Raw genomic sequence first — 12,663 nt, forward strand, 5'->3', positions numbered from 1 at the left:
TCAAGCCTCCGTCAGGAATTCGCGGGCGGCGGCGAGGGCGTGATCGATGCCGGCCGCGTCGACATCGAGGTGCGTGACGAAGCGCAGGCCGATCAGCCCCGTGGCCAGCACGCCGCGCGTCTTCAGATGCGCCAGCAAAGCCGGCGTGCGGCCGTCGCTGACCTGGGCGAAGACGATGTTCGTCTGAGGCGGCGTGACGGTCATGCCAGGCAGTGCAGCCAGCCCTTCGGCCAGCCGTTTCGCCAGTGCGTGGTCATCGGCCAGGCGTTCGACGTGATGGGTCAGCGCATGGTCGGCTGCGGCTGCCAGCAGGCCCACTTGGCGCAGGCCGCCGCCCACCATCTTGCGGATGCGGTGCGCGCGGCCGACCAGCTCGCGCGAGCCCACCAGCATCGAGCCGATGGGCGCACCCAGGCCCTTGCTGAAGCAGATGGACACGGAATCGAAGGTCCGCGCCAGGTCGGCCACCGTGCGCCCCGAGGCCACCGCCGCGTTGAACAGCCGCGCGCCGTCCAGATGCGTCGCCAGGCCGCGCGCATGGGCCAGCTCGCAGGCGGCATTCGTGTACTGCGTCGACAGCACCTGGCCGCCCCAGGTGTTCTCCAGCGCCAGCAGCCGCGTGCGTGCGAAATGCGGGTCGTCGGGCTTGATCGCTGCGGCGATGTCTTCGAGCTTCAGCGTGCCGTCGGGCTGATTGGTCAACGGCTGCGGCTGGATGCCGCCGAGCACCGCAGCGCCACCGCCCTCGTAGCGATAGGTGTGGGCGAGCTGGCCGACGATGTACTCGTCACCCCGGCCGCAGTGGGCCAGCAACGCGCAGAGGTTGCTCTGCGTGCCGCTGCTCATGAACAACGCGGCCTCCTTGCCGAGCAGCGCGGCGACGCGCTCCTGCAACGCGTTGACGGTCGGGTCGTCGCCGAAGACGTCGTCGCCCACCTGCGCCGCTGCGATGGCCGCAAGCATGGCAGGCGTGGGCTTGGTGACCGTGTCGCTGCGCAGGTCGACGGCGGCAGAGCCAGCCGCGCCTGATGATGGCGCGTAGTCGGTCATCGCGGTGGTCTCTGATGGGGCGCGCATGAACGCGGGCCGAGCGCCGGGCCGCCCCAAGCCGGCCGGCGGGCGATGTGCGCGCGGCTGAATGCCGGGCGCATCGCCGTCCCCTCGGGGGACCGACTGGGCTTGCCGGCGTTCAGCCGGAGCAAGACCGGGCGAGGGGCCGGGCTCATTTCAGCTCCAGGAAGTTGCGCAGCATCGCGTGCCCATGCTCGCTGAGGATGGACTCGGGGTGGAACTGCACGCCCTCCAGCGGCGTGGCCGTGCCGGCCAGCTCGCGGTGGCGCACGCCCATGATCTCGCCGTCGTCGCTGCGCGACGTGATCTCCAGCACCGCCGGGCAGGTCGCTTCCTCGATGACCAGTGAGTGGTAGCGGATGACGCTGAAGTCCTTGGGCAGGCCGGTGTAGACGCCGCGCTGGTCGGTCGTCAGCGTGCTGGCCTTGCCATGCATCTGGCGCTGCGCGCGGATGATCCGGCCGCCCAGCGCCTGGCCCATGGCCTGGTGGCCCAGGCACACGCCGAGCAGCGGCTTCTTGCCGATGAAATGCTGGATGGCCTCCACGCAGACGCCCGCCTCGTTTGGCGTGCAGGGGCCGGGCGAGAAGACGATATGGTCGGCGTTCAGCGCGGCCATTTCGGCGACCGTGATCTCATCGTTGCGAACCACCTTCACATCGGCGCCCAGTTCACCGAAGTACTGGACGAGGTTGAACGTGAAGCTGTCGTAGTTGTCGATCATCAAGAGCATTTAGAAGCCCTCCTCAACCAGCTCAGCGGCGCGCAGCAATGCGCGTGCTTTGGCTTCGGTTTCCTGCCATTCCAACTCAGGCACCGAGTCGGCGACGACCCCGGCCGCCGCCTGCACGTACAACATGCCGTTCTTGATGATGCCGGTGCGGATGGCAATCGCCAGGTCCATGTCGCCAGCAAAGCTCAGGTATCCGCAGGCGCCGCCGTAGATGCCGCGCTGCACGGGCTCCAGCTCGTCGATCAGTTCCATCGCCCGCACCTTGGGCGCGCCCGTCAGCGTGCCGGCGGGGAAGGTGGCCTTCAGCACATCGAGCTGGCCGACCTCGGGGCGCAGCACGCCCTCGACGTTGCTGACGATGTGCATGACGTGCGAGTAGCGCTCGACGGCGAAGGACTGCGTCACCTTGACGCTGCCGACGCGCGCGATGCGGCCGATGTCGTTGCGCGCCAGGTCGATCAGCATCAGGTGCTCGGCGCGCTCCTTGGGGTCGGCCTGCAGTTCGGCTTCCAGTTCCAGGTCGCGCTCGGGCGTCGTGCCGCGCGGGCGGGTGCCGGCCAGCGGTCGGATGGTGACCTTGCGGCTGCCGTCGCTGGCGTGCTCTTCGCGCACCAGGATCTCGGGGCTGGCGCCGACGATCTGGAAGTCACCCAGGTCGTAGAAGTACATGTAGGGGCTGGGGTTCAGCGCCCTGAGGGCCCGGTACAGCGCGATGGGCTCGGCCTTGTAGGGCTTGGCGATGCGCTGGCCCACCTGCACCTGCATGAGGTCGCCGGCGGCGATGTACTCCTTGGCCTTGGCCACGGCGGCCAGGTAGTCGGCCTTGGCGAAGGCGCGCGTCGGCGCGTGTGATTCGGTCCGCTGGACCTTGGGCACGCTGACCGAGTAGGTCAGCTTGTCGCGCAGCAGCGAGAGCTTCTTCTTGGCGCGGAAGAAGGCCTCGGGCTGGCGTGGGTCGGCCCAGACGATGAGGTAGAGGCGCCCGGACAGGTTGTCGATGACGGCCACTTCTTCGGACAGCAGCAGCACGATGTCCGGCGTGCCCAGGCTCTCGCCCTTGTGGTCGCGGTCCAGGCGCTTCTCGATGGCGCGCACGGCCTCGTAGCCGAAGTAGCCGGCCAGGCCGCCGCAGAAGCGCGGCAGGCCGGTCGGAATCTTGGGCTTGATGCGGTCCTGGTAGGCCGCGATGAAGTCGAGCGGGTTGCCCTCGTGGGTTTCGACGATGGCGCCGTCGGTCAGCACTTCGCAGTGCTGGCCCGTCGCACGGATCAGCGTGCGTGCCGGCAGGCCGATGAAGGAGAAGCGCCCGAAGCGCTCGCCGCCGACGACCGACTCCAGCAGGAAGCTGTTGCGGCCATGGCCGGCGCCCGAGCACAGCTTGAGATAGAGGGAAAGCGGGGTTTCAAGATCCGCAAAGGCCTCGCTGATGAGCGGGATGCGGTTGTAGCCCTCGGCGGCGAGGCTCTGGAATTCGAGTTCAGTGATCACGGCGCAAAACCTTGAATGGACAGCTTCAGGGCTTGGCGTGCAGCCCGAACGGGCAACGCGAGTAAGAGCGCGTCAGGGCGCGCCAAGCGGCATCAAACGGCGGTGGCCCAGGGACGCCAGGGCCAGGCTCCCCGGTCGCTCGACCCCATGATGTGCTTGCGCGTGATGAACATGATGCGGGCGAGTGTATTTCAAGCCGGGCCATACTTCGGCCCGCGAAGGCGCCGTTATCGCGCCACGAATACGGAGACAGACATGCGTGCATTCATCGTCGCGGCCCTGTTGGCTGCGGGTAGTTTGAGCGGAGCGAGCACCTGGGCCCAGACGGTCGAGGTGGCGAATGTGAAGTACGAGGGCGCCGTCGACCTGGCCGGCCAGAAGCTGCAGCTCAACGGTGCCGGCGTGCGCTACAAGTTCGTCGTCAAGGTCTACGCGGCGGGGCTCTACCTGACGCAAAAGGCCGGCACGACGGCCGAGGTGCTGGCCGCCCCCGGCCCCAAGCGCATCCACATCCACATGCTGCGCGACATCGACGGCAACGAGCTGGGCAAGCTCTTCACCAAGGGCATGGAGGCCAACGTGTCGCGCGAGGAGTTCGCCAAGTCCATCAACGGCGTGCTCAAGCTCAGCGAGATCTTCGCCAGCCGCAAGCAGCTGAACAATGGCGACAGCTTCTTCGTCGACTACATACCCGGCGTCGGCTCCACGGTGCTGGTCAACGGCAAGCCCTTGGGCGAGACGATCAAGGAGCCCGAGTTCTTCTCGTCGCTGCTGCGCATCTGGCTGGGCGACAAGCCGGCCGATGACGCGCTGAAGGACGCGCTGCTGGGCATCAAGAAGGAACGCAAGCAGCGCTGACCTGAAGCCCCACGCCCGGACTCGCGCGCTGAACGCGAGCGAGTCCAGGCGGTCCCGGTGGGGACGGCGATGCTTGCGGCGTTGAGCCGCTCGCACATCGCCAGACGGGCCGGCTTGGGAGCGGCCCGGCGCTCGGCCCGCAGAGCGCCCGCTCAGCCGAGCCGGATCTCGTCGAGCCGGTCGACGTACTGCCGCGCAGACACGGCGCGGATGTCCTCGCCGTGGTTGTAGCCATAGGTCACGAGAACCAGCGGGCAGCCGGCCGCGTGCGCCGCCTCGGCATCGTTGCGCGAATCGCCCACCATCCAGGTCGCTGAAGGCGGCGTGCCGAGCGCTTCGCAGGTCTTGAGCAGCGGCAGCGGGTCGGGCTTCTTGCGCGCGAACTCGTCGCCACCAAAGACGTGCTGGAAGTAGCCGTCCAGCCCCTTGCGCTTGAGCAGCTCACGCGCCGGGGCGCCCGGCTTGTTCGTCAGCACGGCCAGTGGGATGCCGAGCGCGCGCAGCGCCTCCAGCCCTTCGATGACGCCGGGATAGATGGCCGCGTGCTCGCCGTTCACCTCGGCGTAAAGGCGCTGGTACAGCGGCCAGGCGCGCTCGAACAGGTCGGGCGCGCCGCCCGCCTCGGCCAGCGTCCTGCGCACGAGATGCTCACTGCCCTTGCCGATGGTGTGCTCGATGAACTCCGGCGTGACGCCGGGCAGGCCGAGTTCGGCGAGCATGCGGCCCAGCACGACGATGAAATCGCCCATCGTGTCGACGAGGGTGCCGTCAAGGTCGAGCATGCAGGCCTGGGGCCGCGGCAGGGGGGTGGACATGGTGTTCGGCAGGCGGGGAGGGAGTTCCCCGCCATTGTCACGTTCAGGACGCCAGCATCAGATAGTCCGCCGTGTAGGGCACCCGCTCCACAGCGCCTGCGTCGGCCGAGGCGCAGGCCTTCTGAGGCGCCACGCCGCCCTGCGTGTTGACGCGCTGGATGGCGGTGACTGCGGCGAAGCGGCCCGCCGGGCCGACCGAACTGGCGTTCAGCAGCAGCCAGGGGATGGCACCGGCCTGGGCGGCGTCGGCCTTGGCCTGCGGCGCGCCACGCACGCGGCTGCCGCCCGCGGCCTGCCAGTGCGGGCCGGCGTCGTGCGTGCCGACCTGCACGCCGCTGGCGTCGAACAGCAGCGCCTGGGGACCGACGAACTGCCAGCCGTCTGCGCGGCATTCGTAGACCTGCACGCCGCGCGCGCTGATGCGCTCCAGCAGCCGCGTGCCGCTGCGTGCGATGGCCGCCGGCAGGCCGACATCTTCAGGCGCCAAAGCCACACGCTGCGCCGCCAGCGCACCGATGCGCCGGCCCATATCCAGCCCGACCTGCGTCGACGTGCGGTAGTGGATGCCCGCCCAGATGCGTGACTGGGACACCTCCTCGGTGAAGGCTTCCACGGAAGTCCAGCGATGCGTCGCACCATTGGCCGTCGGGCTGCTGGTCGACAGCTCGGGCAGGGGGCGCCCGGCGCCGTCGGCCTTCAGCACCTCACCCAGCGACGCTGCGAGGACGCTGTGGGCGCTGGGGTACTCGGGGTGCATGGGCGTGTCGATCAGCGGCGCCCAGCCGGCTTCCATCGCGGTGTCCTCGCGGCCGTCGCGGTCGCCATTGCGGATGGCCGTGACGGGGCGCCAGAAGCCATGGTGGTACTTGGCGTCCATGATGGCGATGACGCCATCGTCCATGGCCTGCGCTGCGGCGGCGAACAGCCGGGCGTTCTGCGCGGCGCTGCGTCCGGGCGCGTCGGCCACGGAGCGCAGCACGCCGAAGTAGATGGGCGGCAGCGAGAACTCCCAGAACTTCGCCACTTCGGTCTGCGCGGCCGTGCGCTGCGTGCTGGTCTTGCCGCCCAGCGCCTTCACCTCGTTGAAGTCGCGCGCCCAGGCCTCGCTGTCCAGAGCCGGCGGCGGTGCGGGGCGAAACTGCCCACCGTCGGCCATCAGCCACGGCGCTCGGCGGCCCCAGTGCGGCGTGGCGACCGACGCCGTCGGCACGTATTGGCCGGCGCTGGTGTGCGGCCGGTAGGCGTCCCTGGCCGCGGCGCCGTCGGCCGCGCGCCAGGCCAGCACGCGGCGTGCGGCGTGTTCGCCGGCGGCGGCGCCCTCGGCCACGGCGGCGGCATTGCCGAGCTTGTCCACGGCCTTGCGGTAGGCCGCAGTGATGTCGGCCTCCTGCTGCGGCAGCAACTGGATCAGTGTCGCGCGGCTTGCGGCGGCCACGGCGGCGTCGCTGCTGGCCTGCAGGCGCTGCGCGTCGGCGACGGCCTCATGCACGGCGGTCTGCACGATGGCCATGGCGCGCACGGCGGGCGGCGTGCCCAGGCGGGCCTGGGTCATCAGCTCGCCGGCGGTGAGGTTCCAGCTGGTGACGGCGTCGGCCTGTGCTGTCGATGCAGCGGCCAGCAGGGCGAGGAGGGAAACGGAAGTTTTCATGTTGGATCAGTAAAAGTGTGGGATTCGGTGCGTGAATGCGGGCCGAGCGCCGGCCGCTACCAAGCAGGCCCGCAGGCGATGTGCATGCGGCTCAACGCCGCATGCATCGCCGTCCCCTCGGGGGACCGACTGGAGTCGCTCGCGTTCAGCGAAGCGAGGCTGGGCGAGGGGCACGCAACTCAGGCGACGGTGACGACGATCTCGGCGTATTCGCTCGGCACGACGATGCCGTGGCCGCCGCCGATGTCGTGCTCGTGGGTCAGCGCCAGGATGTCGCGCTGCAGTGCGGCGCCGGCCTCGTCGCCCAGCGCGGCGAAGGCCTTGTGCGTGGGGCCGTAGTAGGTCTTGAACACGTGCAGGAAGTGCTCGGCCGAGCGGTAGCGGAAGTTGAAGTGCTTGCGCACGACGCGAAGCGCGCTGGCCGAAGGGCCGAACAACGCCGTGATGTGGGCTTCCGAGCCCCACAGCGCCGGCGAGCGCAGGCCGGCGGGCGGCGGCAGGTGCCGGCCCAGCGTCTTGAACAGCTGGCCGATGAAGCCCTCGGGCGTCCAGTTCGCCAGAGCGATGCGGCCGCCGGGCCGCACGACGCGCAGCATCTCGCGCGCGGCCGTTGCGTGGTCGGGGGCGAACATCACGCCGAAGGTCGAGATGACGAGGTCGAAGCTGCCGGCCTCGTAGGGCAGGGCTTCGGCATCGGCGGCCTCGAAGTGCACGGCCAGGCCTTCGGCCTCGGCGCGCTGGCGGCCCTTGTCGAGCAACGCGTCCACGTAGTCGGTGGAAGTGACGTCGGCATAGCGGCGCGCCGCGGCGAGGCTGGCGTTGCCATTGCCGGCGGCCACGTCGAGCACGCGTTCACCGGCGCGCACGTCGGCGGCTTCGGCGAGCTCCTCGCCGACGATCTGCAGCGTCGTGCCGACGACGGCATAGTCGCCGCTGGCCCAGGTGGCCTGCTGGCGCTGCTTGATGGCGGCATAGTCCGGAGCTGCTGCGGTGGGATTCAGGGTGGGGGTCATGATGAGAGATTCCTTGACGGTGAAGAGAGACGGCCGATGTCTTGTGGATCGGTCTGCCTATGGTTGCGGGCGGGCTGAAATCCCGCTTCACCCGGCGTCGCCCGCGCTTGCTCCAGCGTCCGTGCAAATTACCCGGCGGTGGCCATGACGGCCGGGGATCCGCTGTCGGACGTGCTGCGCAGCGTGCGCCTGCGCGGGGCCGTGTTCTTCCACGTGAGCTGCCGCGATGAGTGGTCGGCCCTCGCCGCGCCTGCCAGCGAGCTGGGGCCTGCCGTGATGCCCGGCGCAGAGCACGTCATCGAGTACCACCTCTTCGTCAAGGGCGCCGGCTGGGTGGCCGTGGACGGCGAGCCGCCGATGCGCGTCGAGGAAGGCGAGATCGTCATGCTGCCGCACGGCGACGCGCACGTCGTGTCGAGCGCCCCGGGGCTGGCGCCCGTCGACGAAGGCAGCGAGTGGCTGCTGCGCATGCGCGACGCGCCCAAGCCGATTCCCATCACGTATCGCGGCGGCATGTTCCTGCCGGGCGAGGGGCTGCCCAGCGAGGAGGCATCGACCGTGCTGCTGTGCGGCTTCATCGCCTGCGACCTGAAGCCCTTCAATCCACTGATCGACGCGCTGCCACGTCTGCTGCGCCTGCCGGCACCGGGTGTCGGTGCCTGGGTGCAGCCGGTGATGGCACAGGCTGCGCTCGAGTGGGAGGCGCCCCGTGGAGGCACCGCGGCGCTGCTGCAACACGTCAGCGAGATGGTGTTCGTGGACGCCACGCGACGCTACCTGGAGTCGCTGCCGGAACAGAGCCAGGGCTGGCTTGGCGCGCTGCGTGACCGCCAGGTGGGCCGTGCCATCGGCCTGATGCACGCCGATCCGGCCCAGCCATGGACCCTGGAGGAATTGGGCCGCCGCGCCGGGCTGTCACGCTCGGCGCTGCACGAACGCTTTGTGGCCCTCGCCGGCATGCCGCCGATGCAGTACCTGACCAACTGGCGCATCCAGTGCGGCGCGCGCTTGCTGCGCGAGGGCAGCGCCAACGTTGCCGACGTGGCGGTGCAGGTCGGCTATGACTCGGAGGCGGCGTTTTCGCGCGCGTTCAAGCGCGCGACCGGCCTGCCGCCGGCGACGTGGCGCCGGCAGCAGGCGACCGCGCCGACCTAGGCCTTCAGCAGCCCGTCCGCCTTGAACATCGCCTTGATCCCCCGCACCGCCTGGCGGATGCGCGACTCGTTCTCGATCAGCGCGAAGCGCACGTGGCCGTCGCCGTGGTCGCCGAAGCCGATGCCAGGCGACACGCAGACCTTGGCCTTCTCCAGCAACTGCTTGGCAAACTCCAGCGACCCCAGCTCTCGGTAGGCCTCGGGGATGGGCGCCCAGATGTACATGCTGGCCTTGGGGCATTCGACCTGCCAGCCGGCTTCGATGAGCCCCTTGTAGAGCACGTCGCGGCGGCGCTGGTAGCTGGCGCAGATGTCCAGCACGCATTGCTGGTCGCCTTCCAGCGCGGCGATGGCCGCAACCTGCAGCGGCGTGAAGGTGCCGTAGTCGTGATAGCTCTTGATGCGCGCCAGCGCGGCGACCAGGTCGGGGTTGCCGACCATGAAGCCGACCCGCCAGCCGGCCATGTTGTAGCTCTTGCTGAGCGTGAAGAACTCGACCGCCACGTCCTTGGCGCCCGGCACCTGCATGATGGACGGCGCCACATAGCCGTCGTAGACGATGTCGGCATAGGCCAGGTCGTGCACGACGAGGATGTCGTGCTTCTTTGCCAGCGCCACCACGCGCTCGAAGAAGGCCAGGTCCACGCATTGCGCCGTCGGGTTGGACGGGAAGCCGAACACCATCATCTTGGGCTTCGGATAGCTGCCGCGGATGGTCTTCTCCAGCTCAGCGAAGAAGTCGACCTCGCTGCTGACCGGGATGGCGCGGATGTCAGCACCGGCAATGACGGCGCCGTAGATGTGGATGGGGTAGCTCGGGTCCGGCACCAGCACGGTGTCGCCGCGGTCCAGCGTGGCCAGCATCAGGTGGGCCAGACCCTCCTTGGAGCCAATGGTGACGATGGCCTCGTGGTCGGGGTCGATGGCGACGCCGTAGCGGCGCTGGTACCAGTGCGAGATGGCGCGGCGCAGGCGCGGGATGCCCTTGCTGGCCGAGTAGCCGTGGGTGTCGGGCCGCTGGGCGACCTCGTTGAGCTTGGCGACGATGTGGGCCGGCGTGGCCCCGTCGGGGTTGCCCATGCTCATGTCGATGATGTCTTCGCCGCGCCTGCGGGCCGCCAGCTTGAGATCGGCGGTGATGTTGAAGACGTAGGGCGGGAGGCGGTCGATGCGCGCGAAACGGCGCTTGCCGCCGGAGGCGGAAGAGGAGGGTGAAATCATTGGCTGTGTACGTAAGCGCCCGGAACCGTCCGAGCGACGTGGGCGGCTTGGCGCCGCACCGCAGGCGACTCTAGCGCACTAAGCTGCGGACATGACCGCACCCGAGCCGCTCACGCTGACCGTCGATGAACAGACCGCCGTGTCCGCCCTGTGGCTGCAACCGCCCAGGCCGCGAGCGCTCTACGTGTTCGCCCACGGCGCGGGCGCCGGCATGCGGCACGGCTTCATGGAAGCGCTGTCGCAGGCCTTGTCCGAGCAGTCGGTGGCGACCATGCGCTACCAGTTCCCCTACATGGAGCGAGGCTCCAGGCGGCCCGACTCGCCCGCGCTTGCCCATGCCACGGTGCGCGCTGCGGTGGCCGCCGCGCGCGAACGCCTGCCCGACGTGCCGCTGCTGGCCGGTGGCAAATCCTTCGGCGGCCGCATGACGTCCCAGGCGCAGGCCGCCGCGCCGATGCCTGGCGTGCGTGGCCTGGTCTTCGTCGGCTTTCCACTGCACCCGGCCGGCAAGCCGGACATCGCGCGCGCGGCGCATCTGGCTGACGTCGACCTGCCCATGCTCTTCCTGCAGGGCACGCGCGATGAACTGGCCGACCTGGCCTTGCTGCGCGGCGTCGTGCAAGGGCTGGGCAGCCCGGCGACCCTGCACCTCGAGGACGATGCGGACCACGCCTTCCATGTCCGGGTGCGCAGCGGCCGCAACGATGAGCAGGTCGTGCAGGCGCTGGCGCAGGCGGTGGCGGCCTGGCTTCCTAGAATCCGGCGATGAAACCTTCGGCCGCCCCCATCGTCTGCATCGGCGGTTTCAACGTCGACCGCAAGCTGCGCCTGCTGGCCGATCCGCTGGACGGCTCGTCCAACCCCTGCGAGGCGCACGAGACGCCGGGCGGCGTGGTGCGCAATGTGGCCGAGAACCTGGCGCGCCTGGGCGTGCCGGTGGCGCTGGTCGCGGTGGTGGGCGACGACGCTGGTGGCCGCATGCTGATGGAGCAGGCCGAGCGCGTCGGCATCAACACCGAGGCGGTGCTCAAGCTGCGTCGGCAGGTGAGCGACAGCTACACGGCCGTGCTGTCGCCCGATGGCGATCTGTGCCTGGGCCTGGCGGCCATGCCGCTGGTGGAGCGGCTCAACGCCTGGGCGCTGGAGTCCAGCAAGGCCTTGCGGGTCGGCGCAGCGCTGGTGGTGGCCGACGGCAACCTGCCGACCGACGCCTGGCCGTTGCTTCTGGGCGAGGCGCAGGTCAGCGGGATTCCGCTCGTGGCCGTGGCCGTGTCCGAGGCCAAGATGGGCCGCCTGCCCGAGGATCTGCGCGGCATGCATCTGCTGATCCTCAATGCCGGCGAGTTGTCCACGGTGGCTGAGGAGCCGGGTGAGGCGCTCGCGCGGCTGCATGCGCGCGGCCTGGGCTGCGTGCTGGTGTCGCACGGCGACGCCGGCCTGCTGCTGAGTCAGGTCGGCAGCGAGCCGCGTCACTGGGCCGCGCCGCAGGTCCATGTCGTCGACGTGACCGGCGCCGGCGATGCGCTGGCGGCGGGCGTCTGCGCCGCGCTGCGGACCGACCCCGACGACGCCGATGCCGCCGCCCGCCTGGGCCTGGACCTGGCCGCGCTGACGCTGCAGACCGAGGACAGCGTCCACCCAGAACTGAACCCGAGTTTCCTTAGTGATCGATGACCTGCCGATGAACGACCTGATCCAGCTCTCGCCCGAAGTCGCCGCCGCCCGTGAGCGGGGGCTGCCCGTCGTGGCGCTCGAGTCCACCATCATTGCCCACGGCATGCCCTGGCCGCAGAACCTCGAGACGGCCCGCGAGGTGGAGGACGTCATCCGCGCCGAGGGCGCCGTGCCGGCCACCATCGCCGTCATCGGCGGGCGCATCCGCGTTGGCTTGACGAACGAGGAGCTGACACAGCTGGCCCAGGCGCCCGACGCGATGAAGCTCAGCCGCCGCGACCTGCCCTATGCCATCGCCACGGGGCAGCTGGGCGCCACGACGGTGGCCGCGACGATGATCTGCGCGCATCTCGCCGGCATCGAGGTCTTCGTGACCGGCGGCATCGGCGGCGTGCACCGGGGCGGGCACGAAAGCTTCGACATCTCGGCCGACCTGCAGGAGCTGGCGCGCACGCCGGTGGCCGTGGTCTGCGCGGGCGCAAAGTCCATCCTCGACCTGGCCCTGACGCTGGAATACCTGGAGACGCATGGCGTGCCGGTGCTCTCCATCGGCCAGGACAACTTTGCCGCCTTCTTCACGCCCGACAGTGGCCTGAAGGCCGACTTCCGCCTGGACGATGCACAGGCCCAGGCGCGCTTCATCCGCGCCAAGTGGGCGCTGGGGCTGTCGGGCGGCGTGGTGGTGAGCAACCCCGTGCCGGCCGCCGATGCGATGCCGCGCGAGCAGATCGACGCGATCACCGCGCAAGCGCTGGCCGAGGCGCAAGCGCAGGGCGTGCAGGGCAAGGCCATCACGCCCTTCCTGCTGGCGCGCATCAAGGCGCTGACCGGTGGCAGCAGCCTGGCGACCAACATCGCCCTGGTGAAGAACAACGCCGTCGCGGGTGCGCGGCTGGCGCGCGCGCTGCAGAACTAGGCGAAAAACGCCTGCTCCAGCAACGTGCGAGCAAAACGCGGCCGGTAAGCTGGCGCGTCATTACAGTCAATC

At 69.8% G+C, this 12,663-nt stretch carries 12 protein-coding genes; 5 read left to right on the plus strand and 7 right to left on the minus strand.

Annotated features, from left to right (window positions below):
- From ltaE to trpE, 3 genes are all read right to left on the minus strand, one after another.
- A complete protein-coding gene (gene ltaE, locus AC0IZJ_RS22330) occupies positions 1-1,050 on the minus strand; it encodes a low-specificity L-threonine aldolase (RefSeq protein ID WP_471853908.1) in 1,050 nt (349 codons plus the stop codon).
- A gap of 172 nt (positions 1,051-1,222) precedes the next feature.
- Positions 1,223-1,804: an anthranilate synthase component II gene (locus AC0IZJ_RS22335; RefSeq protein ID WP_471853767.1), complete on the minus strand. Its 582-nt coding sequence runs from the start codon at positions 1,802-1,804 to the stop codon at positions 1,223-1,225.
- Positions 1,805-3,292: an anthranilate synthase component I gene (gene trpE, locus AC0IZJ_RS22340; protein ID WP_471853768.1), complete on the minus strand. Its 1,488-nt coding sequence runs from the start codon at positions 3,290-3,292 to the stop codon at positions 1,805-1,807. It lies immediately after the preceding gene.
- A 255-nt stretch (positions 3,293-3,547) separates the two neighbouring features.
- Here trpE and AC0IZJ_RS22345 point away from each other — a divergent pair, with 255 nt between their 5' ends.
- Positions 3,548-4,150, plus strand: a complete 603-nt coding sequence (locus tag AC0IZJ_RS22345) for a chalcone isomerase family protein (protein WP_471853769.1) — start codon at positions 3,548-3,550, stop codon at positions 4,148-4,150.
- A 152-nt stretch (positions 4,151-4,302) separates the two neighbouring features.
- Here the strand turns inward: AC0IZJ_RS22345 and gph are convergent, their stop codons facing one another.
- From gph to AC0IZJ_RS22360, 3 genes are all read right to left on the minus strand, one after another.
- The gene (gph, locus tag AC0IZJ_RS22350; RefSeq protein WP_471853770.1) at positions 4,303-4,965 is read right to left on the minus strand and encodes a phosphoglycolate phosphatase; all 663 of its coding nucleotides are present in this window, start codon (positions 4,963-4,965) and stop codon (positions 4,303-4,305) included.
- A gap of 43 nt (positions 4,966-5,008) precedes the next feature.
- The gene (locus AC0IZJ_RS22355) at positions 5,009-6,613 is read right to left on the minus strand and encodes a DUF3455 domain-containing protein (RefSeq protein ID WP_471853771.1); all 1,605 of its coding nucleotides are present in this window, start codon (positions 6,611-6,613) and stop codon (positions 5,009-5,011) included.
- 179 nt (positions 6,614-6,792) lie between these two features.
- Positions 6,793-7,626, minus strand: a complete 834-nt coding sequence (locus AC0IZJ_RS22360; protein WP_471853772.1) for a class I SAM-dependent methyltransferase — start codon at positions 7,624-7,626, stop codon at positions 6,793-6,795.
- A gap of 144 nt (positions 7,627-7,770) precedes the next feature.
- Here AC0IZJ_RS22360 and AC0IZJ_RS22365 point away from each other — a divergent pair, with 144 nt between their 5' ends.
- Positions 7,771-8,781, plus strand: coding sequence for an AraC family transcriptional regulator (locus AC0IZJ_RS22365; protein ID WP_471853773.1), 1,011 nt, complete (start codon positions 7,771-7,773; stop codon positions 8,779-8,781).
- On the opposite strand, the gene alaC is transcribed toward AC0IZJ_RS22365, so the two are convergent.
- Positions 8,778-10,001 carry an alanine transaminase gene (alaC, locus tag AC0IZJ_RS22370; protein WP_471853774.1) on the minus strand — a complete coding sequence of 408 codons (1,224 nt, stop codon included), beginning with the start codon at positions 9,999-10,001 and terminating at the stop codon, positions 8,778-8,780. The genes AC0IZJ_RS22365 and alaC overlap by 4 nt on opposite strands.
- A gap of 91 nt (positions 10,002-10,092) precedes the next feature.
- Between alaC and AC0IZJ_RS22375 the strand changes: the two genes are divergently transcribed.
- Genes AC0IZJ_RS22375 through AC0IZJ_RS22385 form a run of 3 tightly spaced genes read left to right on the plus strand, consistent with a single transcriptional unit; the run spans position 10,093 to position 12,591 of the window.
- Entirely contained in the window at positions 10,093-10,770 is a 678-nt protein-coding gene (locus AC0IZJ_RS22375) for an alpha/beta hydrolase family protein (protein ID WP_471853775.1), read from the plus strand.
- The gene (locus AC0IZJ_RS22380; RefSeq protein WP_471853776.1) at positions 10,767-11,675 is read left to right on the plus strand and encodes a carbohydrate kinase family protein; all 909 of its coding nucleotides are present in this window, start codon (positions 10,767-10,769) and stop codon (positions 11,673-11,675) included. The genes AC0IZJ_RS22375 and AC0IZJ_RS22380 overlap by 4 nt, the downstream gene beginning before the upstream one ends.
- A 7-nt stretch (positions 11,676-11,682) precedes the next feature.
- Positions 11,683-12,591 carry a pseudouridine-5'-phosphate glycosidase gene (locus AC0IZJ_RS22385; protein ID WP_471853777.1) on the plus strand — a complete coding sequence of 303 codons (909 nt, stop codon included), beginning with the start codon at positions 11,683-11,685 and terminating at the stop codon, positions 12,589-12,591.
- The last annotated feature ends 72 nt before the right edge of the window (positions 12,592-12,663 follow it).

This window comes from Roseateles sp. AC306 (genome assembly GCF_979253795.1).

What these genes read in the sequence shown, in the direction of transcription:
- AC0IZJ_RS22365 (WP_471853773.1), top strand. Translation starts at nt 7,771, where the DNA reads ATGACGGCCGGGGATCCGCTGTCGGACGTGCTGCGCAGCGTGCGCCTG.
- AC0IZJ_RS22335 (WP_471853767.1), bottom strand. Translation starts at nt 1,804, where the DNA reads ATGCTCTTGATGATCGACAACTACGACAGCTTCACGTTCAACCTCGTC.
- AC0IZJ_RS22385 (WP_471853777.1), top strand. Translation starts at nt 11,683, where the DNA reads ATGAACGACCTGATCCAGCTCTCGCCCGAAGTCGCCGCCGCCCGTGAG.
- AC0IZJ_RS22360 (WP_471853772.1), bottom strand. Translation starts at nt 7,626, where the DNA reads ATGACCCCCACCCTGAATCCCACCGCAGCAGCTCCGGACTATGCCGCC.
- AC0IZJ_RS22345 (WP_471853769.1), top strand. Translation starts at nt 3,548, where the DNA reads ATGCGTGCATTCATCGTCGCGGCCCTGTTGGCTGCGGGTAGTTTGAGC.
- AC0IZJ_RS22380 (WP_471853776.1), top strand. Translation starts at nt 10,767, where the DNA reads ATGAAACCTTCGGCCGCCCCCATCGTCTGCATCGGCGGTTTCAACGTC.
- AC0IZJ_RS22355 (WP_471853771.1), bottom strand. Translation starts at nt 6,613, where the DNA reads ATGAAAACTTCCGTTTCCCTCCTCGCCCTGCTGGCCGCTGCATCGACA.
- gph (WP_471853770.1), bottom strand. Translation starts at nt 4,965, where the DNA reads ATGTCCACCCCCCTGCCGCGGCCCCAGGCCTGCATGCTCGACCTTGAC.
- AC0IZJ_RS22375 (WP_471853775.1), top strand. Translation starts at nt 10,093, where the DNA reads ATGACCGCACCCGAGCCGCTCACGCTGACCGTCGATGAACAGACCGCC.
- ltaE (WP_471853908.1), bottom strand. Translation starts at nt 1,050, where the DNA reads ATGACCGACTACGCGCCATCATCAGGCGCGGCTGGCTCTGCCGCCGTC.
- alaC (WP_471853774.1), bottom strand. Translation starts at nt 10,001, where the DNA reads ATGATTTCACCCTCCTCTTCCGCCTCCGGCGGCAAGCGCCGTTTCGCG.